This window comes from Solibacillus sp. FSL H8-0523 (assembly GCF_038051985.1).
Lineage (GTDB): Bacteria > Bacillota > Bacilli > Bacillales_A > Planococcaceae > Solibacillus.
Window position 1 is genome coordinate 1,952,725 of record NZ_CP150291.1, and the last position, 24,973, is coordinate 1,977,697.

Below are 24,973 nucleotides of genomic sequence, written 5' to 3' on the forward strand. Positions count from 1 at the left end.
GCATGAAGTACGTATTAGGAATTGATATAGGAACAAGCGCGGTGAAAACGTGCTTAATGAATGAGCAAGGACAAATTGTGGATGAGGCATCTTGTACTTATAGGTTATATCATGAAAAGTCTGGTTATTCAGAGCAGAAACCTCAAGATTGGGTCGATGGTATAACGGTCTCGATTCAAGAAATTATTGGGCGTTTTTCAGAGGATGCAGCGAATATCGTCGGTATTAGTTACTCTGGTCAAATGCATGGTTTGGTGCTTTTAGATGAAGTCGGTGAAGTGATACGCCCAGCAATTTTATGGAATGATACAAGAACAACAGCACAGTGTGAGCAAATTGTTGCGCAAGTAGGGAAAGAACGATTACTTGCGATTACAAAAAATCCTGCTTTAGAAGGCTTTACTTTACCAAAGATTCTATGGGTGAAGGAGCATGAACCAGAAAACTTTGTGAAAGCGAAGAGCTTTGTTTTACCGAAAGACTATGTTCGCTATGTGATGACAGGCAAAGTTCAGATGGAGCGCTCGGATGCAGCAGGAACGCTTCTTTTAGATATCGAACGAAACGATTGGAGTACAGAAGTAGCGGAAGCCGTTGGGATTGACATTACGCTTTGCCCACCACTCATCGATGCAACAACAGAGGTCGGTACATTAACAGAAGCATTTGCAACGGCTACGGGATTAGCTATTACGACAAAAGTATATGGTGGCGGTGCAGATAACGCATGTGGTGCGGTTGGGTCTGGTATCGTGGCAACCAATAAATCGATGGTCAGCATCGGAACCTCGGGCGTTTTACTATCATTTGAACAAGTACCAGACAAAGACTTTGGGGGTAAGGTCCATTACTTTAATCATGCTGTGACAGATGCGTATTATACGATGGGTGTTACGCTTTCTGCGGGGCATTCACTTAGCTGGTTTAAAGAGACTTTTGCCAAAGACAGCTCTTTTGATGAGTTATTAGCAGGTACAGAGGAAGTTGCGGCTGGCAGTAACGGACTTTTATTTACACCTTATTTAGTTGGTGAACGTACACCGTATGCAGACAGTACAATTCGCGCAAGTTTTATCGGGATTGATACGGCTCATACACGTGCACATTTTGCCAAGGCTGTTCTTGAGGGGATCACATTTTCGTTACGAGATACTCTCGAAATTTTCCGTGCATCTGGTAAGGAAATTCAAGATATCATTTCAATCGGTGGGGGCGCCAAAAACCCACAATGGCTACAAATGCAGGCCGATATTTTTAATGCGAAAATTTATAAATTACAAAATGAACAAGGCCCTAGTATAGGCGCATGTATGATAGCGTTAGTTGGTTCAGGGCTAGTAGCTTCTTTTGAAGAAGCAGTAGATAAATGTGTAGCTATGGGAGAAGTATTCGTGCCAATTGCTGAAAATGTCGCCGTTTATAATGAGGTTTATAAGGTGTATACACAAATTTATGAACACACGAAATCTTTAAATGAAGCATTACAAGCATTTCGTTAGGAGGAATAGGATATGACAAAGGTAAGATGGGGTATTTTGAGTACAGCAGATATTGCACAAACACAAGTAATTCCTGCTATTCAACGTGCGAATAATGCGGAAGTTGTAGCTATTGCAAGCCGTGGAGCTAAAGTACATGCGGTTGCACAAGCGCTAAAAATTCCACGAGCATATGAAAGTTATGACGAGCTTTTATTAGACACGGAGATTGATGCGATTTATATCCCACTACCAAACGATATGCATAAGAAATGGTCGATAAAAGCCGCCGCTGCGGGGAAGCACGTATTATGCGAAAAACCAGTAGTATTAGCTGAACAGGATTTAGAGGATATTTTAGCGGCCTTTAAAAGAAACGACAAAGTCTTTATGGAAGCGTTTATGTATCAATTTCATCCCCAGCATGCTCGAGTGAAAAAAATACTGGCAAGCGGTGAGATTGGGCAGGTGAAATTATATAAATCGAGCCATTCCTTCTTCTTTGAAAACCGAGAAGGCAATATTCGTATGGATGCCGAGAAAGGTGGCGGCGCTATTTGGGATGTTGGATGTTATTCGCTACATGCGATGCAGCATATTCTTGATGAGGAAGTAGTGGCGATGACCTTCAAGGCACAGTACGACGAGCAATCAGGTATCGATGTGACGGCTTGTGGTATTGTTGAGCTAACGAACGATGTAATGGCGGTTATTGACTGCAGCTTTAATATGGTAGGGCGCAATAACTATGAAGTCGTCGGTACTAAGGGAACAGTTAAGGTGAAGAATGCCTTCAGACCAGATGCCTTTAGTGGTGACGCACAAATTATTGTGACAACGGGAGTGACAGAGCGAACAGAATATATTCAAGGCGATATTTACAAATTTGAAATAGAATATTTCTCGAATAAAGTACTAAATGGCTCTTCATTAGACGACCAACACGCAGCATCACGCAAAACGACAAAATTATTATTACAGGCATATGCAAGCTTGAAGGATGTATAATATGGAAAGAAAAATTACGCAACATCTATTCGGTCAGGCACATGGACAGAACGTTATACAAACAGTCATGCAAAACGGAAGGGGTATGCGTTTTGCTAGCTGTACATACGGTGCCACGATTACAGAAATAGCCGTGCCAAATCAGGCTGGTTTAATCGAAAATGTTGTATGTAGCTTTGAGCGCGTGGAGGATTACTTATTTCAACCACAATTTTTCGGCTCAACGATTGGCCCATTCGCAGGGCGTCTGGAAAATAGTGAATTGGTTATCAATGGGCAATCTCTTCATGTAACACCAAATGAAGGGAAGCATCTGTTACATGGAGGTAATGCTGGTTTTCATACGAAAATTTGGCACGTTGAAACGTTTGAGGAAAAGGACCGTTTAACGACAAAATACTCATTGACGTATGATGAGGAATTTCCTGGGGATCTACAAATAGAGGTATGTTTCTCGTTGTTGGAAACAAATGAAGTCGTTGTGACATACAGTGGAGTAAACAGTGAAGACACGCTGCTAAATTGCACGAATCATAGTTATTTTAATTTATCAGGAAATTTGAAGGAAACCATTCATAATCATACATTGAAAATGAATGCTCGGCGATATATTCCTATTAATAAGCATGGGTTACCACTTGGCAAGCCACTCGAGGTTGAGGATACGGTATTTGATTTTACACAAGTCAAGCCATTATCGGCAGTAATTGGCGCTACGGATAAACAGGTATGCCTTGCAAGTGGTGGCTTAGACCACACATTTTTACTCGATGAAGGCATCATTACATTGACCGATTCCAATAGTGGGCGTCAGCTAATCGTTGTAACACAGGAGCCTGCTGTCGTCGTTTATACAGGTAACAAAATTGGTTCAGGTTATTCCTTTAAAGAAGCTAACTCAAAAAACTTTCTAGGAATTTGCTTAGAGGAACAAAATGTACCGAATAGTATTAAATATCCGCAATATCCAAGTGCATTTTTAGCAAAAGATACACCGTATTCAAAAACAACAACATACAAATTTGAAGTTATATAGGAAAACAACATTTATAGAAGGAGGGAAGGTACGTAATATTCAGCAAGAAGCTACTAGTGGAAAGTTGGAAAGTATGCATTATTCATACAATGACATCTAAAGCGGCACATCAATGATTTATTGCTAATATTACCAATACGGGTACACAAACAATTTTGAATTGTTTTTGTGCCCGTTACTCATTTAATATGGTAGCATTTAAATAGAACCACCCCCTTAAATACGAGATTTATATAAACCAGTAAGGGAGAACAACCATGACAAAAAAAGATAAAGCACTATACGAACTCAAAAAGGGTGATCAAGAAAACGCGGCTACTGTTGCTGTAGGACGAAGTAGTAGGAGTGCAAATGCTTCCGGCACATCCTTTAAATTTAGCGGCGCAAAAATGTTTATTTTAATTGCCTTGCTGCTCGTCGTTATGACCGCAGTATCTACTTGGGTATTTGCGAATAATCTATTTAAAATAGAACCAACATTTAAACAAGAAACGACCGTATTTGTCGAACAAATCCAAGACTTAGCGACGCTTGCAACGGCTAAGGGCCATATGAAAGTCGTCATAGAGCAAGAGGATAATAAGCTGTTTGGAAAGGATATTTCAGTTAATTTTCCGGGGACAAAACGAGAGCTATTGTTAGTTGTGCCTGCGACTGTTATTGCAGGAGTGGATCTAAGTGGCATTACTTCAGACGACATTAATGTTAATGAGGAGCAAAAAGAGCTAGAAATTACGTTACCACGTGCCACGTTTGTACAGGAACCAGCCATTCTGATGGATGAGGTGAAAACGTTCTCTGACGAAGGGCTATTCCGTAGTGAAGCGAAATGGGCTGAAGGCTTTGATCTAGCAGCAGAAGCACAGCAGCAAATCCTAGACGAAGCCAGTGAAATAGGCTTATTACAATCAGCCGAACAAAGCGCGGAGAAGGTTCTGAAGGGCTTTTTTAGTAAACTTGGTTATACGGTGGAAATTACATTTAGATAAACGGATGATTAATACACTGGGTGCACAAACAATTCTAAATTGTGTAGGCTCCCGTTATGCACTACCAAAAAGGGGGGATTGGCTTGAGAAAGTATACATACTTCGCATAGCATTGGCTATGTTTTGTTCAATCAAATGTAGCCCTTGCTCTTTCTAATAAAATTTATCTATTATTAGGAGTGTAGGAATGAGCTATAAGAAGGCAGAAGATTGTTTACCAATTGAAATTATTGAGTTAATTCAAAAATATGTTGATGGCGAATCGATTTATATTCCGCGCAAGGCGGAACGAAAAATAGGTTGGGGTTCTACCACAACGACAAGGCAAGATTTACAGCTTAGAAATGCGAATATCTATCGTGATTTTTTATTAGGTATGGATACGCATACACTTAGTCGAAATTATTATTTGTCCTTGAAAAGTATTCAGCGAATTATTCTAAAAGAGAAAAAATGCCAACAGTAAATTCAGTCAATACGGTGTATTCCGTATTGGCTTATTTTCATTTATGAAATAAGGTTGAGGTTTCTAGTTGAACGCGTAGCAAATTATAATAAAAGAGTACTATCAAATTCAAATTAATTGGCGTGCTGAATACTAAAACGGATCCAAAAGGAGTTGTCTGCAATTGAAAGAAACAAGCCTATTCACAATTGATTGTGGTGATTTTTACTTAAGAGAGTTTTGCGAAGAAGATGTGGATGCAATCGTTGAAATTACAGGTCAACCTGAAGTCGCTGAATTCTTACCAGATTGGAAGTCCACGAGAGCATTACGCTTAGATTGGACGTTAAACGAAGATATTCCTGATAATAAAGCATTTTTGGCTGCTGTACCGAATCTCACTGACGAAATTATAAGACTTGGCATCATTTTAAAAGAGACTGCGGAATTCATTGGTTTTTGTACGTCGGGGATAAAGGAAGAATTAAGTGGCTCAAATCGAGAAGTTGCGTTTGCCATTTCAAAGCACTACCGAAATCAGGGCTATACAACAAAAGCTGTGAAAGCATTGATTCAATATTTACTTGAGCATACCAATGTGAAACAGCTTAATGCAGTTGTTCTCCCGCATAATGCCAGCTCGAATAAAGTGATTCAAAAATGTGGATTTAATTTAAGTGGGCATGCACAAATTGACGGAGAGCAGTTCAATCATTATGTGTTAAAGAAAAAGCAATGATTACTAATGAAGGGAGACTTTAAATGTCAATAATCACGATCGAAAAAGCAAGCGTTACGGATGCTGAGCAACTAACAGTAATATTGAAAAGAACGTTTGATGAAGAAGCGAATAAATGGCTTACGAGTCAAGAGAATATAATGGACTTTAATATTCTGCCACCAGGATATTCTTCTATTGAGGTGACGAAGTATATGATTAGGGAATTATTATTCTTTAAAATCCTGTACAATCAAGAAATTGTCGGTGGGATTATCATTACTATTTCGGGTGAAAACTATGGGAGAATTGATCGTATTTTCATTGACCCTAACTATCAAGGGAAGGGAATAGGTTCAAGGGCAATTACATTAGCAGAAGATCAATTTCCTCAAGTAAGGATTTGGGACCTTGAGACGTCAAGTAAACAAATTAACAATCATTATTTTTATGAAAAAATGGGATATAGGACAACCTATAAAACGGACGAAGAATATGGTTATCAGAAGACAATCAAAACGTTAGCACACAATGAAAATCTCATTAAAAATCAAAATATTTCAAGTACTCAATACGAAAATTGTGATATGACGAAGATGGCGTGTTATGCAGTTAATTTAGAAGGAAGTTCGTTTAGTAATAGTAATCTAGCGAATATACAGATTAGCAATTGTAACCTCAGCCAATCAAAGTTCCAAAATATTAATTTAAGAAATGCCCTATTTGCCGACTTAAATCTTTCTAATAGTGAGATGACCTTTGTCACGTTAGGTGGGGTTCGTTTCGTGGATACAGTTCTAGGAAATGAAAAAACACCGATTACATTTGAAAGATGTGACCTTGAAGGGAGTCAATTCACGAACAGTAATCTCAGGAATGTAGAAATACATGCAAGTGATTTAACTGGTATGAAAATAGATAATGTTCCAGTAGAAGAACTTATCGCAGCATACAATCAACTAAAAAAATAGAAATATCCTGCACAGGTGCACAAACAATAGAAGAAAATTAGGCTACTAAACTCCCCATTGAATTCGGGAAGTAAGCAGCCTAATCATAAATAAACTAATCTGTTTTCTCTTTAAGTTTCATGTACCCTTCATTTTCCAAAAGCTCTGCTGGGTCGACAAATGATAGAGACACGTGCAACGTTCCCATAGGCGTCAACTCTGCTTTGATGATATGCGACGTTTCACTTAAGTATAGGTAACGATGTGTATTGGAAGTGAATTTTATACCATTATATTCATTATACAATTTTGCAAACGCATCTTCATTGGTGTTCAGAAGTAAGATTCTAAATAATTCTTCTTCATAAAAATAAAATAAGGCATCGCCATTATAATCTAAAATAAGGTCAGCACCACTACCGTCCTCTTGGATTTCTGTTAGAGATTTTTCCCCTAACAGCTCGACTACTGTTGCTTTTTGATCACCTAAAGTGAGCCCGTGAACATAAAAAATACCTTGTTTGTCTTCAATTAGAGGTTGCGTAAAGTCAATGGGGTAGGGAGTTGCTGAATGCTCATTGACAATGAATAATTGGTTGAATAGAAAAAGCATAGCACATACGGTTAAAACAGTAGTTAGCATAACAACACCCCATTTATATTTGGGTTTCGGAGAGCTGTTTTCTATTTCTTGTACTACATTATGCATCACACGTTGTTTCATGGCCTCTATATCGTTTAATTCATTCGGTGTATAGTTATTCATTGAAAAGAACCTCCCACTCAATGTCTTTCAATTTATTTTTCAATAGCTCTTTCCCTCGGACTAATCGAGTTTTTATTGTACTTTCTGCTGTCGACAAAATACCTGCAATCTCACTAATCTTCATGTCATTAAAATAATAATAAATCAGTACCTCTCGATATTTTATTGGCAATTCCAAGATTGCATCGCCGATAATTGTTTGCTCATCTTTTCTAACTAATTCATCTACTTCTGTTTTACTGGCGGAAGGGAGAATTTTATTTTGCAATTGAACGTTTCTATAAGACCAACTTTTTAAATAATCTTTGCTCTTATTCGACGTCATTTTGTATAAATAAGCTTTTAGTTCGCCACGTTCCTCATAGTTAGTTTGAGAATTATACATTTTTATGAATACTTCCTGCACAATATCCTCGGCTATTTGAGTATCCTTTACATAGTAATAGGCTAAACGTAGTAATGGTTCTGTATATAGATTCATTATTTCTTTTAAGTTCTGAATAGGAAACAAGAATACAACTCCCTTCTTTACTTATAAAACGATTTTCACCCTACAAAAGTTTGGATATTTCTAAATTTTCAGGTCAAGAAAACGTCAATCTTACTTTAGCAAAATCTAAAAGTAAAAGGAGTAATGTTCAATAAAAAAACTCATCTATATAAATGGTGATTTCCCGAAGCCATGCCTGATGCCGAATATGAATTTTTCCGCTTTGAAAAGTAATGGGAAAATAATCGAAAAAGTGTGTTCGTCTGTACTTACGTACGGATAGACACACTTTTTAATTTGTCTTGCATCTTAACTTGTAAAAGTAAAAGTAACATTTCCACAAGTTCGATTTTGTCGTAATTAACAATGACATGATAGCGTTTACATTTTATTAATATTTAATGTAAACGCTTTAATATACTGGACAATAAGGAATGTTCAAAAATGGGGGGATGAAAATGGGGACAGATCAACAGGGGCGGTCAGGGTTCAAGGTGAAAGTACAGCGTATTGGTAGTTTTTTAAGTGGCATGATTATGCCGAATATTGGGGCGTTTATTGCTTGGGGTCTTATTACTGCTTTATTTATTGAAACAGGATGGATTCCGAATGCGGATTTTGCAGAACTAGTAGGTCCAATGATTAACTATTTACTTCCAATTTTAATAGGTTTTACGGGTGGTAGATTGGTTTATGGGATCCGAGGCGGGGTAGTCGGGGCTACTGTTACGATGGGGGTAATTGTCGGAGCAGATATTCCGATGTTCCTTGGTGCAATGATTGTTGGTCCTTTAGGTGGATGGGCTATTAAGCAATTTGACAAGTTAGTAGAAGGAAAAGTTAAAGCAGGGTTTGAAATGCTTGTGAACAACTTTTCAGCCGGTATTATTGGTGGTCTTTTAACGCTAATTGCGTACAAACTAATCGGCCCAGCTGTAAACGCGTTAACGAATTTCCTGGCAGACGGCGTACAATTTATTTTCGATTTAGGATTCTTACCACTGGCAAGTATTTTTATAGAACCAGCGAAGATCTTATTCTTAAACAATGCGATAAATCATGGAATATTAGGTCCTCTTGGCATTCAACAAGCTGCTGATGCAGGCAAGTCCATTTTATTCTTACTAGAGTCAAATCCTGGACCTGGTCTTGGCATATTACTAGCCTTTATGTTCTTTGGGAAAGGGACAGCAAAACAAACTGCACCTGGAGCAGCGATTATTCATTTCCTAGGTGGGATTCATGAAATTTATTTCCCTTACATTTTAATGAAACCTTACTTGCTTTTAGCTGCAATCGCAGGTGGAGCATCAGGTGTTTTCACTCTACAAATCTTCAATGCAGGTCTTGTGGCGGCACCTTCACCAGGAAGTATTTTCTCGATTTTAGCTATGACACCAAAAGGCGGTCATATCGGCGTGTTATTAGGTGTAATTGTCGCTACTGCGGTGTCATTTATTATTGCGGCATTAATTTTGAAAGCGTCTAAAGACGTAGAGGAAGAAGGTTTACAATTAGCAACAGAAAAAGCGTCTGCTCTAAAAGGCAAAGAGAGCATGGCTTCAGGACTAATCCAGTCAACTACAGCTACTGCGGTGGCTAATGAAGATTCTCTAGCAAATACGAAGCATATCATATTTGCTTGTGACGCAGGTATGGGGTCGAGTGCTATGGGCGCATCCATCTTGAAAAATAAAATTAGTAAAGAGGGGTTAAACGTATCCGTAACCAATATGGCTATTAGTAGTCTCCCAGCAGATGCAGAAGTAATCATTACCCATAAAGATTTGACGCATCGTGCGAAGGAACAGGCACCAAACGCATATCATATTTCCGTAGAGAATTTTTTGAATAGCCCAAAATATGACGAGCTAATTGAGCAGTTAAAAAAATAAAGGCATATCTGACGAGGCTGTCTAAAAGGTATTTCTTTTCGGGCAGCTTTCTTTAATTTAGAAAAAATGCGCTATGTTTCATGGGTAAAGTAAATTATTTTTATTCTCATTCTCTTAAAGGTGAACAGTTACAAAATGATTTTCAAACAGCTCCTTTATCGATGATTTTGGGGTGTTAGAAATGAGGTGTTGATTACGTTTATTTCGAGCAGAGAAAAAATGCTGATTGAAGCATTAATCGAGGAACAAGAAGAAGTAACGATTAAACAATTATCCGAAAAAATTGATGTGAGCTCCCGAACAATCCAGCGCGATTTAAGCAATATTCAAAGCATTATAGACACGTATCAGCTTAAGTTAATAAGAAAATCAGGCGTGGGTGTTCAAATAATTGGCAAAGAACAGATTAAGCAAGAATTGGTCCAGCAACTTAAAAAAATTATGCTTCGGGAATATACATTGGAGGAAAGGTTAACATTCATTCTTTGTATTTTGTATGAAGCGACAGAACCAGTTAAGTTATTTTCTCTTTCCAAAGATTTAAATGTTTCAATTTCAACGGTTAGTGCAGACCTTTTGAAGTTAGAAGAACAGCTTCGACCAATCCAGCTGTCTATCTTGAAAAAAAGAGGATATGGCGTAGAGCTATCAGGAACTGAAAACGCAAAGCGAAGTGCGATTAGTTACGCGTTATACAAAACGTTAAAAGAAGAAGGGTTATTTTCCTTAATCAAAGAAAAAATCCATCAACAATCTAGCACCGATGACGACCCTGTGACTGAAAGGCTCGTGCAACTAATCGACCGAGAAAAATTAGCGGTCATTGAAAGCGCGATGAAGGACTTATATCCAGATGTCGCTTCGTCTATGACAGATAGTGCCTACGTCGGCTTAATTGTTCACATTGCTTTAGCTATTGAACGTATAATGCAAGGCGCTAATCTGACAATGGATCCATCGTATTTAAAGCAAATAACATTTGAACCAGAATATCCTATTGCCAAAAACATTATTACGATGTTGGAAAATCGTTTTCATATTAATATTCCAGAGGCAGAAGTCGGGTACATTATGCTTCACCTCCAAGGGGCTAAGTTACGCCAACATGAAGTAGGATTCACTACTAATACAAATATCGAATTGTACAGACAAGCAAAGAAATTAATTGAGGAAGTGGAAGTGCAAACAGGTTTCCATTTATCGACGAACCGATCTCTTTTAGAAGGATTAGTCGCGCATTTAAAGCCTGCAATCCACCGTATTGAGCAAAATATGGCCATAGTAAACCCTTTACTGGAAGAAGTTCAAACGAATTATCATGATTTGTTTGCTCAAGTAGAGGTAGCGGTGAAAAAAGTCTTCCCGAACCTGCAAATTCCAAAAGAAGAGATTGGCTATTTGGTCATGCATTTTGGGGCTGTATTAATCGAGGTACTAACCAAGGGAGATTTAAAGGCTTACGTCATTTGTTTAAGTGGAATTGGTACTTCGAAATTATTAGCATCCCAACTCAAGCGTGAAGTTCAAGAGATTACAGAGGTGTCCAATATTTCTATGTTTGAGTTAACGAAGCTACAAACGACAATGACAGATCGAGATCTTATTATTTCAACGATTGATTTGCAGGATTTCCAGCGGGAATATATTCGGGTAAATCCATTTTTAACTCCCGAAGTAATTGAGCAAGTTCAACTTTATGCAAAAAGGAAAATCCTTGTTCAACAAACCCCTTCACTTGTAAAAGAAATGCCTGCCACTGTAGGTACCATAACGGAAAAAATGGAAAAGCTTCGCGAGTATTTAGAAAGCATCTTAACTGTTCTAACCAATTTTCAGCTTACGATGTTAAAAGAGCAAACTACCGTGAAAAACTATTTACAAGAGATTTGTGCATTACTGGAGGATCGTCAAATCATAGAAGAAAAAAATAAAGTGGTTGAGGCCCTGTTAGAGAGAGAAAAAAGTGGCGGCGTTGGTATACCTGGTACAAGGCTTGTCCTTTATCATGCGCGTAGCAAATATATACAAAAACCATCGTTTACCGTTCATAAGCTTGAATCCGCAATTTGGATAAAAGGAATGGATGGTTATGACGTGAAAGTCGATACATTTTTAATCTTGCTTTCACCTGAAATAATCGGAAAAGCAGGGTTGGAGATTCTTAGTTTCATCAGTACTTTAATTATTCAAAATGAGCAAACGACACAGCTATTTGAAAACGCCGGAAAGGCTCAAGTTCATTCATTTTTGGCGATCGAATTTGAACGATTCATCAAAGAAAATGTAAATTAGGGGAGGCATTTTATTATGGCATTATCGGTATTAGCAGAAGAAAATATTTTACTTAACCAACAGTTAGCAACGAAAGAGGAGGCCATTCGTTTAGCAGGTCAAATTTTAGTAGACAACAGATATGTGGAAGCGGACTATATTGAGAAAATGCTAGAAAGAGAAGCCATGACATCGACCTTTATGGGCAATTTTGTAGCAATCCCACATGGTACAGATGATGCAAAAAAAGATGTAAAAGAATCGGGCATTTCAATTATTCAAGTACCAGATGGTGTCGACTTTGGTGATGGGAATATCGTGAAATTAATTATCGGTATCGCGGGTAAAGGTGGAGGCCATTTAGATATTTTATCTAATATTGCCATTACGGTTTCAGATATAGAGAATGTGGAGAACATTGTGGCGGCTACTTCAGCAAAGAGTATTCTTTCCTTTTTTGAAAGAGTGAACTAAATATGAAGGCTGTTCATTTTGGTGCTGGGAATATCGGAAGAGGCTTTATCGGTTTGCTGCTCTATCAATCGGGCTATCAAACTTGTTTTGTCGACGTGAATGAAGAAGTGGTGGATTTATTAAATGCCAAGCAACACTATCGCGTAAAGCTTGCGGAAGCCTCTGGTAAAGAGCTACTTGTCGAAAATGTACGTGCGATTAACAGTGTGAAAAATCCTGAGCTTGTCGTTGATGAAGTAGGGAGTGCAGACATTGTCACGGCTGCGGTAGGGGCGAATATTTTACCTTTAATTGCAGGCTTAATCGCAGAAGGGTTAAAAAAACGCCTAACACAAGCTAAAAAACCTTTAATCATCATTGCTTGCGAAAATATGATCGGTGGGAGTTCCTTTTTAAAGGAAAAGGTCTATGAACAGCTGACAAGTACTGAAAAGCTCCAATTTGATACTTACTTTAGTTTTCCAAATGCAGCCGTTGACCGGATTGTGCCAAATCAATCAAATTTCGATAAGTTAGCTGTCACAGTAGAGCCGTTTTATGAGTGGGTTGTCGATCAGTCAGAGATAAAGGGTGCCATTCCCGAAATAGAAGGCGTAACATTTGTTGAAGACTTGGAACCGTTTATTGAGCGTAAATTGTTCACTGTAAATACAGGTCATTCAATCGCTGCTTACTTTGGCTATTTAGCGGGTATTCGCAATTTGCATGAAGCACTTGAAAACACTGAGATAAGAGCGCGGATTGATGCGGTTTTACAGGAGACTGGTCGATACTTGATTGCCACTTATTCTTTCGGTGAAATAAAACATGCCACATATATCCAGCAAATTATCAGCCGTTTTGCAAATCCTTTTATTTCAGACGATACAACAAGAGTAGGACGCTCACCACTGCGTAAGCTGAAAAGCAATGACCGACTTGTACGTCCTGCCATGAAATATGTGGAAATGTTCGATGAAATGCCGGTCTATTTAACGGAAGGTATAGCAGCTGCACTCCATTATGATTTTAAAGAAGATGCAGAAGCAATGGAACTGCAAGAAATGATTGAACAAAAAGGAATTCAATTTACAATTGAAAAAACGACCGATTTACAGCCAGATACAGCGCTATTTAATAGTATTCAAAAGCAGTATGAAGACATGTTTGCTAAGAAAAATTCAACGGTTTAAGGGAGCGGATTATTATGGAAAATCAAACATACACGGTATTGGCGGAATCAGGTATCCACGCTAGACCAGCAACAGGACTTGTTCAAATCGCTTCGGAATATGCATCGGAACTAACAGTAGAGTATAAAGAGAAAAAAGCGAATTTAAAATCGATTCTTGGTGTTATGTCACTTGGGATTGGCCAAGGTGCAAGCTTCTCCATACATGCTGAAGGAACGGATGAACAAGAAGCGATAGAGGCCATTGAAAACTACCTGACGTTAGAAGGAATTGTTGAGCTATGACAGAACATCTAAAGGGAATTGCTGCATCCAATGGCATTGCGATTGGAAAAGCATTTTTAATGGTAGAGCCGGATTTAACGATTTCAAAAACAGCGGTAGAAAATAAAGAAGCAGAGATTACAAGATTTCACGAAGCAGTAAATGCATCTAAACAAGAGCTAGAGAGCATTCGGGCGCGAGCAGAAATTGACTTAGGTCCCGAAAACGCAGCTATTTTTGATGCTCATATACTTGTCCTAAGTGACCCTGATTTATTAGGTGCTGTTGAAGGGAAAATCAATGACGAAGCAGTAAATGCGGAAGTGGCTTTGCAGGAAACGGCTGATCTGTTCATCACGATGTTTGAACAGCTGGATAATGAGTATATGCGTGAGCGCGTAGCAGATATTCGCGATGTTACAAAACGCGTTATTGCACGATTATTAAATGTAGAAATTCCAAACCTCGGTTTCATTAATGAAGAAGTGATTATTATAGCTGAAGATTTAGCACCGTCTGATACTGCGCAACTAAATAGAGCCTTCGCAAAAGGGTTCACAACAAACATGGGTGGTCGTACGTCACACTCTGCCATTATGGCGCGCTCCTTAGAAATTCCTGCAGTTGTAGGGACAAAAGATGCTACAACTGTGATTAAACAAGGCGATGTAGTCATTGTCGATGGGGATGAAGGTGAAATTATTATTAATCCTTCCTCTGATTTAATCGAAACATACAAAGCAAAAAGAAGTGAACAACAGACCGAGAAGAAGGGACTCTTATTACTTAAAAATAAGGAAACGATAACGCTCGATGGTATCCATGTAGAAGTAGCTGCAAATATCGGAACCCCAAAAGATGTAGTGAGCGCACTAGAAAACGGCGCAGAAGGAATCGGACTATATCGTACGGAATTTTTATATATGGAACGCGACGTCTTGCCAACGGAGGAAGAGCAATTTCAAGCCTATAAACAAGTGCTTGAACAAATGTTCGAAAAACCTGTTGTTGTTCGAACATTGGATATTGGAGGAGACAAACAGCTTCCGTATTTAAACTTGCCTGAGGAAATGAATCCGTTTCTAGGTTTACGAGCAATTCGACTTTGTTTAGAAGAGCAAACGATTTTCAAAACGCAGCTCCGGGCATTATTGCGTGCAAGTACATTTGGTAACCTGAAAATTATGTTCCCTATGATTGCAACGTTAGAGGAATTTAGAGAAGCTAAACAGCTATTAGAGGAAGAAAAGAAAATTCTTCAACAAGAGGGAATAGCGATATCCGACCATATCGAAGTTGGGATTATGGTAGAAATTCCCTCAACAGCTATTTTAGCAGATCAATTCGCACAAGAAGTCGACTTTTTCAGTGTCGGTACCAATGATTTAATCCAATATACGATGGCTGTAGATCGCATGAACGAATCGGTTGCGCATCTCTATCAGCCCTATCATCCAGCAATTTTAAGACTAGTTAAAATGGTCATCGATGCCGCCCATGCGAATAACAAGTGGGCAGGGATGTGTGGTGAGATGGCAGGGGATTCTGTTGCGATTCCATTATTGATTGGACTTGGGTTAGACGAGTTTTCGATGAGTGCGCCGTCGATGTTAAAAGCTAGAAAGCAAATTAACCAGTTATCACAAATTGAAATGAAACGACTTGCTGACACAGCACTATCCATGCAAACTTCTGAACAAGTTAAGCAGTTTGTGAAGGAAACACTCGGAATTTAATCACGTTGGAGAAGCTTTTAATAGAAACACCAATAACGCCCTCGAGTGAACAAGAGGGCGTTATTTGATGTTTCTTTAGATTTACTGAAACTTCCAGTCAACAAAAACGACCAATTCTAAAAACGGGGGGACAGCGCAATGAAAAAACTCATCTTCATCTTAACCACCATTCTCTTAACCGCCTGCTCAGCGCCAAAAGTACAAACATTTGAGAAATACTTCACTAATGCAGGCATGACAAATGTCGAAGAACTCATCATTCAAGATGGCTCCACCGGCTATACGAAAACAACCGTTGACCCGCAGCACATCGATGCGTTACTCAGTGAGCTAAAATCAATTGAAGTCATTCCCGATGACAATCAGGAAGCTCGTGATGGCTGGCGTTACGGCATTACGCTTGTACAAGGGGAGAAGCGTTATTCCTTTGCGCTCAATTCGATTGAAGACATCTATTATCACACAGAGCCCGATCTTCATCCGTTCGTTGATTCGTTTTATCAAAATTTAGACGTTGAGGAAAAGTAGGTTTGATTGTATCGATACAAAGAGAAACAAGTTATCTACAAAAATAGTAATTTACTGTAAACTAGAACTAGTTATCTTTGTATAGTATTGGAGGAGTTTATGTTGACGAAAATTGCGCTCATATCAGATATTCATGGTAATTTAACAGCGCTTGATGCGGTACTAAGTGATATAAGAAAGCGCGGGGTTGATGCCATTTATTGCTTAGGTGATTTAGTAGGCAAGGGACCGCGTGGTGCGGAATGTATTGCGCTTGTTAAAGAGTATTGTGACAAAGTGATATACGGGAACTGGGATGTATTTATTCGCGATGATATCGATAACGACATGATTCAGTGGACGCAAAGTCGGTTAAGTGAAGAAGATTATGCGTATTTAGCGTCGCTGCCGTTTTATATCGAATTTGAGCTAAATGGCAAGCTCATTCGCTGTTTTCATGCTTCACCGCGCAGTGTGTTTGAGCGCATTGCACCAGAGTATCATTCAAAAGAAGCGTGCCTATCATTATTTGACAATAGTGAAGAAACGAATTCACAGCACAGTGAGCGTACACCGGACATTGTATTTTACGGCGATATTCATATGACGCTATTAAGAAGCTATGATACGAAAATTTTATGCAATGTCGGCAGTGTTGGGCTAGATGTTGTCGATGCAACGTATGTGATTTTAGACGGCTCTTTTGGTGCGAACGCGATTCAATTTGTACGTGTGCCATATGACCGTGAGGCAGAGCTTACCGCAGCAAAGAAGTTTGGTATGGTTGGTTATGATGCCTATCAGGAAGAGATTATGTTTGATGAAGTATTGAAGGGGAAAAGCTAGGCATAGTAAGGCTTTTTAAACATACATACAATGAAAAAGCTAGGAACGCTGTTATTACGGCATTCCTAGCTTTTTTCCATCTACACAAAATTTAGCACTCAAGAGTAGAAGCCCATTAATTTTTCTGGTAACGTTTTCTTCATAATAACTCCTGCAAAGGCGAGTCCAATGAAAATAAATAGGATGGCAACAATTTTATTGATCCACACCGATTCAATATTATCTGTTAGATTGGAGCCACCAATTATGATGATCGCCGCTACAGCCCAGGCACATAAAAAACCTGCGATATACTGCAGCCATTCTTTTTTTGTGAGTTGCTTAAATAGATTTCTATTTTTATAAAATTTCATAATGCAAAAGAACAGAAATAAAACAAGCAGTATTTTACCTATCATGAAAATCCCTCACATTAATTTAAATTTTTTTACTTACTAGGTAGAGGCTGCTCCGGTCGATTCGGGCAGTACTTACAATCGGGATCCTTACAAGTTGTTTCAGTCCACTGATTACAGCTCGGGCAGAAATAGGCATCATAATCATCATAGTAGCCTAAATTCGCCTTGCAAGTGGGACAAAATTTATTTTCTTCCATCTGACCATAAAATTCAAAGCCATCGATCGTTAGTTTTCCATAAGCTTCAGTTATTTTCATAAGCAGCTCCTTTTCTTGTGATTTTTATTCTATATATTCCCAGTTTAGCATAAAGCGTTATATTGGAAAATAAAAAGCGAATTGACTGGATGAGGGTCAATTCGCTTCTTCGTTATTTCGCTGTAAATTTCTTTACTGCAGGGATGATGTCATTCCCGATAATCTCGATATTTTGCATCAGCTTTTCATGCGGCACCCCACCAAAATCAATTTGGGCCATAAAGCGCTGCATGCCGTAGAGCTCGTATTGGTAGTGTAGCTTTTCAATAATTTGATTCGTCGAGCCGACCATTAATGCGTCGGTTACAGAAGTCGAAGCTTCAAACTGAGCACGCGGGTAGCCTTGACCACGAATCGCCTGCATGCCTCCGTTTAAGTGCGGGTACATGCCTTCTAGTGCCTCTTGCTCAGTTTTTGCGACATAAAACAAGCTCGTTGTCGCAATCGGTAGCTTCGAAGCATCATGTCCGCTCGCGTTTGCCGCTTCACGGTACGCATCAACAGAAGGGGTGAACGCAACTGCTGGACCTCCGAGTGTTGTCAGCATCATCGGAATACCCATGTACCCAGCTTTAATCGCACTTTCCGGAGGGCCGCCAACCGCACGCCAAATTGGAAGTGAGCCGTTTTGTGGTTGCGGTAAGATATGTGCATCCTTAAGTGGGGCGCGGAACTTACCGTCATAATTGACGATTTCTTTATCATTTAACTGCTTCAACAGGCGTAACTTTTCCTCAAAAATTTCCTCGTAATCACGTAAACTCACACCAAATAACTCATGTGCGCCAACGCGTGAACCTCGACCTGCCACGATTTCAGCACGTCCATTTGAAATTAAATCAAGCGTCGCAAAATCCTCGTACAGACGCACTGGGTCCGCCACACTCAGCACGGATGCCGAGCTTGCGAGTTTAATTTTTGATGTCGCTTGAGCAATCGCGCCAAGTACGACGGTATGGGCTTGCGTTGTGAAATATTGCTGATGGCTTTCACCAACCGCAAACACATTAATGCCGGCTTGTTCAGCCAACTGACTCATTTCAATAATTTCATGAATGCGTGCTTGTGCAGAAATGCGCGAGCCTGTTAAGGGATTCGGAATATGATCACCTAATGTATAAAGTCCAAATTCCATGCCGTTATCTTCATTAATTCGATAGTTTTCCATAGTGAATCCTCCTTAGTCAATCGGTTTTAATTTCGCCACGATGTCTGCGCGTTTTGCTTCTAAAAAGTCCGGTAAATCAAGCTTTTCGCCTAATGTGTCGATGTCACCATCCACTAAAAAGCCCGGTCCGTCTGTTGCGATTTCAAATAAAATGCCGTTTGATTCGCGGAAGTATAAGCTCTTAAAGTAAAAGCGGTCAACAATGCCTGAGCTCATAAAGCCGCGCTGTTTCACTTGCTCATCCCAGTACAGTAGCTCTGCATCATCTTTCACACGAATTGCTAAATGATGAATACTACCGCGTCCTGGTTTTTCAGAAGGGCCATCTTGCTCGATGATATAAATTTCACCGAATAGTTCATTGTTCACCGACTGCATGAGTGCTGTATTCTCTGTTTCAGTAGCGAGCGTATAGCCAAAAATCTCCGTTAATGTTGCTTTTAGTTTGTACATATTTTTTACGGTTATTTCGACTGTTCCCATGCCTTGAATTTGGTGTTCGGCTGGGACAGGGGAGCCGTCATACGTTTCCCAGTGCGCTACCTTGTCTGGTGCGGCAATCAGGGCCATGCGTAAGCCTTCTTTATCTTCAAATAAGACGGCAGGACGACCCGCATATGTTGTCAAATTGCTATGCTCAACGCCAAATGACATTAAGCGCTGTTGCCAGTAGTGTAAGCTGTCCTCGCTCGGCACGATTAAGCCGATTTTTGTAATGGCATTTGTCCCGCGGTGCGTACGGCCAACTAACGGGATTTCAAAAAATGATAATTCCGTACCGGGGCTGCCCGTTTTATCGCCGTAAAATAGGTGATACATCGACGTGTCATCTTGGTTCACCGTTACTTTCACGCGGCGCATACCTAATACTTCGCGGTAGAAGTGATTATTTGTTTTTGCATTTTTCGTAATCATCGAAATGTGGTGATGTCCTGGAATTGTGTACATATTGTTTTCCTCCTAGTTGCGGCTATTTTTTTCAACGCGGCTGATGAGTGCATAAAGCTGTTTTTGCTCATCGCGCGATAGTACATCGTCGAAAAAGGCCGATTGAAATTGTATTTGTGCGTCAAAGGCGTTGTCGAGTAGTTGCTGTCCTTTTTCGGTCAACGCGATATAGTTTGTTTTCCACTGTTTGGTGCGCGTAATCATGTTTTCCTGTTCAAGACGTGTCAGCATGCGCGAAATACCACCTTCAGTCACCGTCGCTTTTTTCGCGAGCTCACTTTGCATGATTGGCTGTGCGATTTGAATTTGTAGCAGCACATCAAACTGCGCGGTTGTTAACCCGTACTCTTTTAGAAACTCATTCGATAACAAAATACTTTGGTGGGTAAAGCGCATCATGCGTAGCCAAATCAGGGAGCCAAGTGTATTGTTTTTCAATGCGTCACGCCCTTTCTTAGTTATCACTTTACTACTCAAGTGATGACTCGTCAATCATTTTATCTCGAATTCGAAATAAAATTCAGTTGTAACTTTCTGGATGATGAACCGTCAAATTGAAAAAGGGGATGAAACCGATGAAAAAATGGGGCTTAGTGCTAGCAATTTTTCTCCTCGCCGCTTGCTCAAAAGAACAACAGGTTAATGAGCCGACACGCGTCCAGCTGGAGAAGTTGAATATGCCAGATGCCATTGAAATTTTTGAGGAAGCTGAAGTGGAACTTGTTGCAAGTGCGCTTGGACAAGTGAAATGGCAGCCAAATGTAGAGGCAGAGACGGCACGTATTGAAGATCTAGAGCTACGCTTATTTATAGAAAAAGATCCGAACATGCCGGAGTATATTATTACATACCGGATATGGATTGAAAACGACAAATCATTTACACTGTTAAGTACAGACGAAAAGCAAGGCTACGGCAAACTAAGTGCGAAGCAAGCACAAAAACTCCTCGCGTTTTTATATGAAAATATCCCATCTTTACAATCCGTCATCAATACACATGGCAATATTGAAAACCGCGACGTCTTTGAGCAATTTTTACAGCAAGTTAACACAAAAAAACAAGCCAGCGTGAACATCACGACTTATACGATTGAAGGGGCTCCGATCTATTATCAGGTCGACTATGACAGCACGACTTTTTCGCTGACCATCGATGAGCGGGAAGATCATTACAGCAAGCAGGGAGTATCTACGCATACGTGCGATAACTTGACCTATGTACATAATGGAAAAGTGACTTCCTATCAATTAATGGATTGTGATGAAGAAGGGGCATTTATTGAGCTCGTGCCACTCGTGTTTGACCCGGAAAAGCAACAGTTTACACAAGAATTCTTACCTGATAGCACGTTAACAATTGGTGACAAGCGGATTTCGATGAGGAAGGGTACGTTTTCATGGTCGATGCCAACGACGACACCAAATGAAACCTTGAATATCCAAACCGATCATGCTTCACCCAACCAAATGCTTAGAGTAAGTGACGCGGTACAAGTGGAAAAGTCAGCATCCGTTGATCTGCAATTTGAAGTAGCGCCAAGCCTTGTTGAATACCGTGTGTGGAATCAGGAAAAACTGCTCGACACGTATGATGCAATTGAAGCGATTGATATAGCGGAACCCTTCATTTTAGAAGTGTTCGCCTACTTTGGTGAAAGTTATGCTACGTATGTTACGGCTCTTCAATTTCAATGAAAATAAGGCCACTTTTATAGTAGAGTGGCCTTGTTTTATCCGACTAACTTTAGCTCTCCAATCACACCACCAAACGCTTCATCTCAAAAAACAATCCACGCTGCTTCATTAATTCCGTATACGTCCCAGTTTCAACGAGCCTACCATCCTGCATAACAAAAATCCGGTCAACATGCTGTAACCCGTCTAACTTATGCGTAATGAGTACAAGCGATTTATATTTCGTCTCACGCAGCATTTCAGTAAATAATTCCTGTTCGGTTTCCGCGTCTAGGCTTGTAAACGGCTCATCCAGTAACCAAATGGCACTCGGTTTTAACAGCACGCGCGCAAATGCGAGTCGTTGCTTTTCACCGCCAGATAAATTCGTCCCTTGCTCGAGTACTTCATCATCAAGCGACACGGGTAACTGAGCCCGCGCTAACGCATCCTCAAGCGCTGCGTCGTCTAGCGAATCGTCGGCAATGCGTAAATTATCGCGAATCGTGCCGGAGAAAAAGTGATTATGCTGCAGCTGAACGGCCATCAATTGCCATAAACAATCCGGCACGAGCTTTTGATACGGTACTTGATGAATCGACAGGGAGCCTGCTGTTGGCGCAAAACTATTTAGGATTAGCTGTAACAATGTTGTTTTACCAGAACCACTCGGGCCAACAATCGCAATTTTTTCGCCAGGGGCAATCGTAAACGATACATCACGAAGCGCAGGCTTTAATGCACCGTCATAATGTAACGACACCTGCTTTGCTTCGATTTCATACGGTTTTATATGCCCAAGCTCAATCGTCCGGTCATTCGTTTCCCAGTCAATCGCCTGTAAACGTTCCATAGAATAAGCTGCCTCTTTATAAAAATGTGGTACCTGCGCAAGGGGAATCACGGTTTCGAAAACGGTCAGCGCGATTAGAATCAGCATTGCCAAATACAAGCTATCAAGGGCGCCAACACTTACGAAATAAGCACTTAGCACAATGATAACAAAAATCGTCAAGTAGCTCGCGGCCTGACTGACCAATTGGATCATGTTCAATGCATGCTGTTTTTTCTCCACATCGTACGCATAGTCCTCACTTAAATGAAACACCTGATCGGCACGAGAATCGACTAAATGATAATGCTTCAGCTCACGAAACCCGAATAAAAACTGCGTTAATTCCTGCTTGACGGGTGTACTATCTTCTGACGTCACTTGTTTTTTCAAAATAAAAATCGATGGAATCACAACTGCCACCAGTAAAAAGCCCCCAAACAACACGAGTGCAACCCACACAGAGAAAAATGCTGTAAAAATAATCGTACATAAAAATACGAGTAGTGCGACAAGCGGGGGATAGACGACGCGTAAAAAGAAATTTTGCAGCCGTGTCACATCATTTGTGATCGTCGTTAACAACGCGCCACTTTGATAGCGCTGGAATAATGAACCTGAAATGTGCGCCAGCGAGTCAAAATAACGCAGCCGAATATCCGATAAAATGCGGAAAGTCGCGCGGTGTGAAAGATAGCGTTCCGTATATTTACTTGCGGATTTCATCACGCCAAACACTTTTAAAAAGGCCGTCAATATTAAAATAATGTAAAACGGAGGCATGAGCGCCGCTTTGGAAATCAAATAGCCGCTTTGTGCAAATAGTGCCACCGCTGTTAAACCAGCAATGACGCCACACACTAAGGCGAGTACAATATCCTTTTTTTCACGCCACACAATGTGCATCAATTCATTCATACAACTTCTCCTCTCGATTTCATCGCCTCGTAAAATGGAACATCGAACATTGCTAAATGATTGCCACTCGCCTGTACCTGTCCGTTTTCAATATAGTAAATGACTTGCGCCTGACGTAATGTCGCAAAGCGGTGTGTCACGAGTATAATGGTTGTGTCGTGCAAGCTTGAAATTGCATCCGAGATCATTTGCTCGGTCAACACATCCAGTCCCGCAGTCGGTTCGTCTAGAAACAACACGCTCGGTTGCTGGACAATGGCACGTGCAATGGCCATGCGCTGCTTTTCACCACCGGAAAGCGCACTTGCACCTTCTCCAATTTTTGTGTCAAGCCCTTCAGGAAGCTGTTCAAACCAAGTTGTTAAATTTGCCCTCACTAAGGAAGAGGTGATGGACTCATCCGAAATGTCTCGGCCCATCCGTAAATTTTCCCGCACCGAACTGGCAAACACATAGCTATGCTGCGATACATAGGCCATTTCGTCGTACCAGCTTTTTTCATCAATTTCATGCTGATTAATCCCGTTAATCGTTAAATTGCCACGACGTAAATCCAGCTGTACGGCGAGCATTTGCAGTGCGGTTGATTTCCCGTGACCAGTTGGGCCAATGAGCGCGGTAATTTTCTTTGCTGGTACCTCAATCGTTATTGGACCGATTGCAGGGCCTTGTTCATAATGAAACACAGCTTCTTTTAAAGACAGGGTAGGGGCTTTCGCTACATGCAAGTGTCCCCAACCGAGTGAGGTAGGGCGTTTGTTTAATTCAGTTTGTAGTACGTTCATCGCGGCATTGCTACCTTTTTGTGCATGAAACGCAGTCGCCATTTCTTTTAAAGCATTATAAAACTCAGGTGCAAGTGTTAACACAAAAAACGCCGACACAAAAGGCAATGTCTCAAACACAAGCATTTCAAAGCCGATTTGCAGTGCGATCAGCCCAATGCCGAGTGTTGTTATAAGCTCGACAAACAGGGTAGAGGCAAAGGCGATTTTCAGTACAGCCATCGTACGCTCAGTAAAGGCATGATTGTGCTGTGCCAACACGTCACGTTGTTGTTCGGTTTTACGGAAAAGCTTCAATGTTTGCAGGCCGTATAACAAATCTAAAAACTTTCCGGAAAATCGATTCATCGCCTCGAGCTGTAATTCAGATTCCGCCTGTGTTTTTTTGCCAATTAATATATAGCTAATCGGAATAAACGGCGCAGTTACCAGTAAAATAAGCGCACTTTCAACATTAGTAAACACCATACTAATGAGCACAACAATCGGCACAATTTGCGAGCGGATTTTCAGTGGAATGAATTCTCGGTAATAGCCGTCAAGTTCTTCAACAGTATCCACATAAAGCGAGATTTTCTGACCGGCTTGCTGTTGTTCAAGCTGCTCATACGAACGCACCGACCACTCATCTAATAGCTGACCGCGTACTTGCTGTTTGACACTCGTTGCAAAGTGAATCGCGGTATGCTGCATAAAAAAATTCGAACCGAGTCGAAGCATTAGTGCAGCCGCAAGAATAGTGATGAAGGGAATCGTCGTGTCAAAGGCTTGTTTTTCGATAAATAGAAGGTGAACGATTTGCACGATGCTATAAGCTTGTAGCACAATACTCGCTGCACTTAGCAGGCTCAGCAAATAAAAGAGTAACGTAAATTTAAGTTGTTTATGTAGTTGCCGAAAAAATAGCTGCATGAACCTTCCCCCTTAAAAACTCAGTCTATTCATAT

Annotated in this window: 25 protein-coding genes; 16 read left to right on the top strand and 9 right to left on the bottom strand. The window is 40.3% G+C overall.

Annotation, left to right across the window (positions count from 1 at the left end; all coding sequences use genetic code 11):
- Window positions 1–2: 2 nt before the first annotated feature.
- From xylB to NSQ62_RS09815, 7 genes are all read left to right on the top strand, one after another.
- Window positions 3–1,499, top strand: a complete 1,497-nt coding sequence (gene xylB, locus NSQ62_RS09785) for a xylulokinase (protein ID WP_341323739.1) — start codon at window positions 3–5, stop codon at window positions 1,497–1,499.
- Between the two features lie 12 nt (window positions 1,500–1,511).
- The gene (locus tag NSQ62_RS09790; RefSeq protein WP_341323740.1) at window positions 1,512–2,486 is read left to right on the top strand and encodes a Gfo/Idh/MocA family oxidoreductase; all 975 of its coding nucleotides are present in this window, start codon (window positions 1,512–1,514) and stop codon (window positions 2,484–2,486) included.
- 1 nt (window position 2,487) lies between these two features.
- The gene (locus tag NSQ62_RS09795; RefSeq protein WP_341323741.1) at window positions 2,488–3,522 is read left to right on the top strand and encodes an aldose epimerase family protein; all 1,035 of its coding nucleotides are present in this window, start codon (window positions 2,488–2,490) and stop codon (window positions 3,520–3,522) included.
- Between the two features lie 257 nt (window positions 3,523–3,779).
- Complete coding sequence (locus NSQ62_RS09800) at window positions 3,780–4,511, top strand: DUF4230 domain-containing protein (RefSeq protein ID WP_341323742.1); 732 nt, start codon at window positions 3,780–3,782, stop codon at window positions 4,509–4,511.
- A 187-nt stretch (window positions 4,512–4,698) separates the two neighbouring features.
- Window positions 4,699–4,977 (top strand): CD3324 family protein, encoded by a 279-nt coding sequence (locus tag NSQ62_RS09805; RefSeq protein WP_341323743.1) that lies wholly within the window; start codon window positions 4,699–4,701, stop codon window positions 4,975–4,977.
- Between the two features lie 163 nt (window positions 4,978–5,140).
- A complete protein-coding gene (locus NSQ62_RS09810) occupies window positions 5,141–5,695 on the top strand; it encodes a GNAT family N-acetyltransferase (RefSeq protein WP_341323744.1) in 555 nt (184 codons plus the stop codon).
- 23 nt (window positions 5,696–5,718) lie between these two features.
- A complete protein-coding gene (locus NSQ62_RS09815) occupies window positions 5,719–6,645 on the top strand; it encodes a GNAT family N-acetyltransferase (protein ID WP_341323745.1) in 927 nt (308 codons plus the stop codon).
- A 94-nt stretch (window positions 6,646–6,739) separates the two neighbouring features.
- On the opposite strand, the gene NSQ62_RS09820 is transcribed toward NSQ62_RS09815, so the two are convergent.
- Window positions 6,740–7,390 carry a hypothetical protein gene (locus NSQ62_RS09820; protein WP_341323746.1) on the bottom strand — a complete coding sequence of 217 codons (651 nt, stop codon included), beginning with the start codon at window positions 7,388–7,390 and terminating at the stop codon, window positions 6,740–6,742.
- Window positions 7,383–7,901: a sigma-70 family RNA polymerase sigma factor gene (locus tag NSQ62_RS09825; protein ID WP_341323747.1), complete on the bottom strand. Its 519-nt coding sequence runs from the start codon at window positions 7,899–7,901 to the stop codon at window positions 7,383–7,385. Before NSQ62_RS09825 ends, NSQ62_RS09820 begins: the two co-directional genes overlap by 8 nt.
- 437 nt (window positions 7,902–8,338) lie before the next feature.
- Here NSQ62_RS09825 and NSQ62_RS09830 point away from each other — a divergent pair, with 437 nt between their 5' ends.
- The 8 genes from NSQ62_RS09830 to NSQ62_RS09865 all read left to right on the top strand — a co-directional run bounded on the left by NSQ62_RS09830 (window position 8,339) and on the right by NSQ62_RS09865 (window position 17,044).
- A complete protein-coding gene (locus NSQ62_RS09830; protein WP_341323748.1) occupies window positions 8,339–9,775 on the top strand; it encodes a PTS mannitol transporter subunit IICBA in 1,437 nt (478 codons plus the stop codon).
- Window positions 9,776–9,961: 186 nt separating this feature from the next.
- Window positions 9,962–12,067 carry a BglG family transcription antiterminator gene (locus NSQ62_RS09835; RefSeq protein ID WP_341323749.1) on the top strand — a complete coding sequence of 702 codons (2,106 nt, stop codon included), beginning with the start codon at window positions 9,962–9,964 and terminating at the stop codon, window positions 12,065–12,067.
- Window positions 12,068–12,082: 15 nt separating this feature from the next.
- Entirely contained in the window at window positions 12,083–12,520 is a 438-nt protein-coding gene (locus NSQ62_RS09840; protein ID WP_341323750.1) for a PTS sugar transporter subunit IIA, read from the top strand.
- A gap of 2 nt (window positions 12,521–12,522) precedes the next feature.
- A complete protein-coding gene (locus tag NSQ62_RS09845) occupies window positions 12,523–13,692 on the top strand; it encodes a mannitol-1-phosphate 5-dehydrogenase (RefSeq protein ID WP_341323751.1) in 1,170 nt (389 codons plus the stop codon).
- Between the two features lie 14 nt (window positions 13,693–13,706).
- Window positions 13,707–13,976 (top strand): phosphocarrier protein HPr, encoded by a 270-nt coding sequence (locus tag NSQ62_RS09850; protein ID WP_341323752.1) that lies wholly within the window; start codon window positions 13,707–13,709, stop codon window positions 13,974–13,976.
- On the top strand, window positions 13,973–15,691 hold the full coding sequence (gene ptsP / locus NSQ62_RS09855) for a phosphoenolpyruvate--protein phosphotransferase (protein ID WP_341323753.1): 1,719 nt from the start codon (window positions 13,973–13,975) through the stop codon (window positions 15,689–15,691). Before NSQ62_RS09850 ends, ptsP begins: the two co-directional genes overlap by 4 nt.
- A gap of 138 nt (window positions 15,692–15,829) precedes the next feature.
- A complete protein-coding gene (locus NSQ62_RS09860; RefSeq protein WP_341323754.1) occupies window positions 15,830–16,219 on the top strand; it encodes a hypothetical protein in 390 nt (129 codons plus the stop codon).
- A gap of 99 nt (window positions 16,220–16,318) precedes the next feature.
- The gene (locus NSQ62_RS09865; protein WP_341323755.1) at window positions 16,319–17,044 is read left to right on the top strand and encodes a metallophosphoesterase family protein; all 726 of its coding nucleotides are present in this window, start codon (window positions 16,319–16,321) and stop codon (window positions 17,042–17,044) included.
- Between the two features lie 98 nt (window positions 17,045–17,142).
- On the opposite strand, the gene NSQ62_RS09870 is transcribed toward NSQ62_RS09865, so the two are convergent.
- The 5 genes from NSQ62_RS09870 to NSQ62_RS09890 form a co-directional block, all read right to left on the bottom strand.
- Window positions 17,143–17,442 (bottom strand): hypothetical protein, encoded by a 300-nt coding sequence (locus NSQ62_RS09870; protein ID WP_341323756.1) that lies wholly within the window; start codon window positions 17,440–17,442, stop codon window positions 17,143–17,145.
- 29 nt (window positions 17,443–17,471) lie between these two features.
- Window positions 17,472–17,699, bottom strand: a complete 228-nt coding sequence (locus tag NSQ62_RS09875) for a hypothetical protein (protein WP_341323757.1) — start codon at window positions 17,697–17,699, stop codon at window positions 17,472–17,474.
- 112 nt (window positions 17,700–17,811) lie between these two features.
- Window positions 17,812–18,867, bottom strand: a complete 1,056-nt coding sequence (locus NSQ62_RS09880; protein ID WP_341323758.1) for an LLM class flavin-dependent oxidoreductase — start codon at window positions 18,865–18,867, stop codon at window positions 17,812–17,814.
- 12 nt (window positions 18,868–18,879) lie between these two features.
- A complete protein-coding gene (locus tag NSQ62_RS09885; protein WP_341323759.1) occupies window positions 18,880–19,815 on the bottom strand; it encodes a ring-cleaving dioxygenase in 936 nt (311 codons plus the stop codon).
- A 12-nt stretch (window positions 19,816–19,827) separates the two neighbouring features.
- Window positions 19,828–20,253, bottom strand: coding sequence for a MarR family transcriptional regulator (locus NSQ62_RS09890; RefSeq protein ID WP_341323760.1), 426 nt, complete (start codon window positions 20,251–20,253; stop codon window positions 19,828–19,830).
- Between the two features lie 137 nt (window positions 20,254–20,390).
- Between NSQ62_RS09890 and NSQ62_RS09895 the strand changes: the two genes are divergently transcribed.
- On the top strand, window positions 20,391–21,512 hold the full coding sequence (locus NSQ62_RS09895) for a DUF4362 domain-containing protein (protein WP_341323761.1): 1,122 nt from the start codon (window positions 20,391–20,393) through the stop codon (window positions 21,510–21,512).
- Between the two features lie 61 nt (window positions 21,513–21,573).
- On the opposite strand, the gene cydC is transcribed toward NSQ62_RS09895, so the two are convergent.
- Together cydC and cydD are read right to left on the bottom strand one after the other, a co-directional pair.
- Complete coding sequence (cydC, locus tag NSQ62_RS09900; RefSeq protein ID WP_341323762.1) at window positions 21,574–23,241, bottom strand: thiol reductant ABC exporter subunit CydC; 1,668 nt, start codon at window positions 23,239–23,241, stop codon at window positions 21,574–21,576.
- Window positions 23,238–24,938 (bottom strand): thiol reductant ABC exporter subunit CydD, encoded by a 1,701-nt coding sequence (cydD, locus tag NSQ62_RS09905; RefSeq protein ID WP_341323763.1) that lies wholly within the window; start codon window positions 24,936–24,938, stop codon window positions 23,238–23,240. The genes cydC and cydD overlap by 4 nt, the downstream gene beginning before the upstream one ends.
- Window positions 24,939–24,973: the final 35 nt, after the last annotated feature.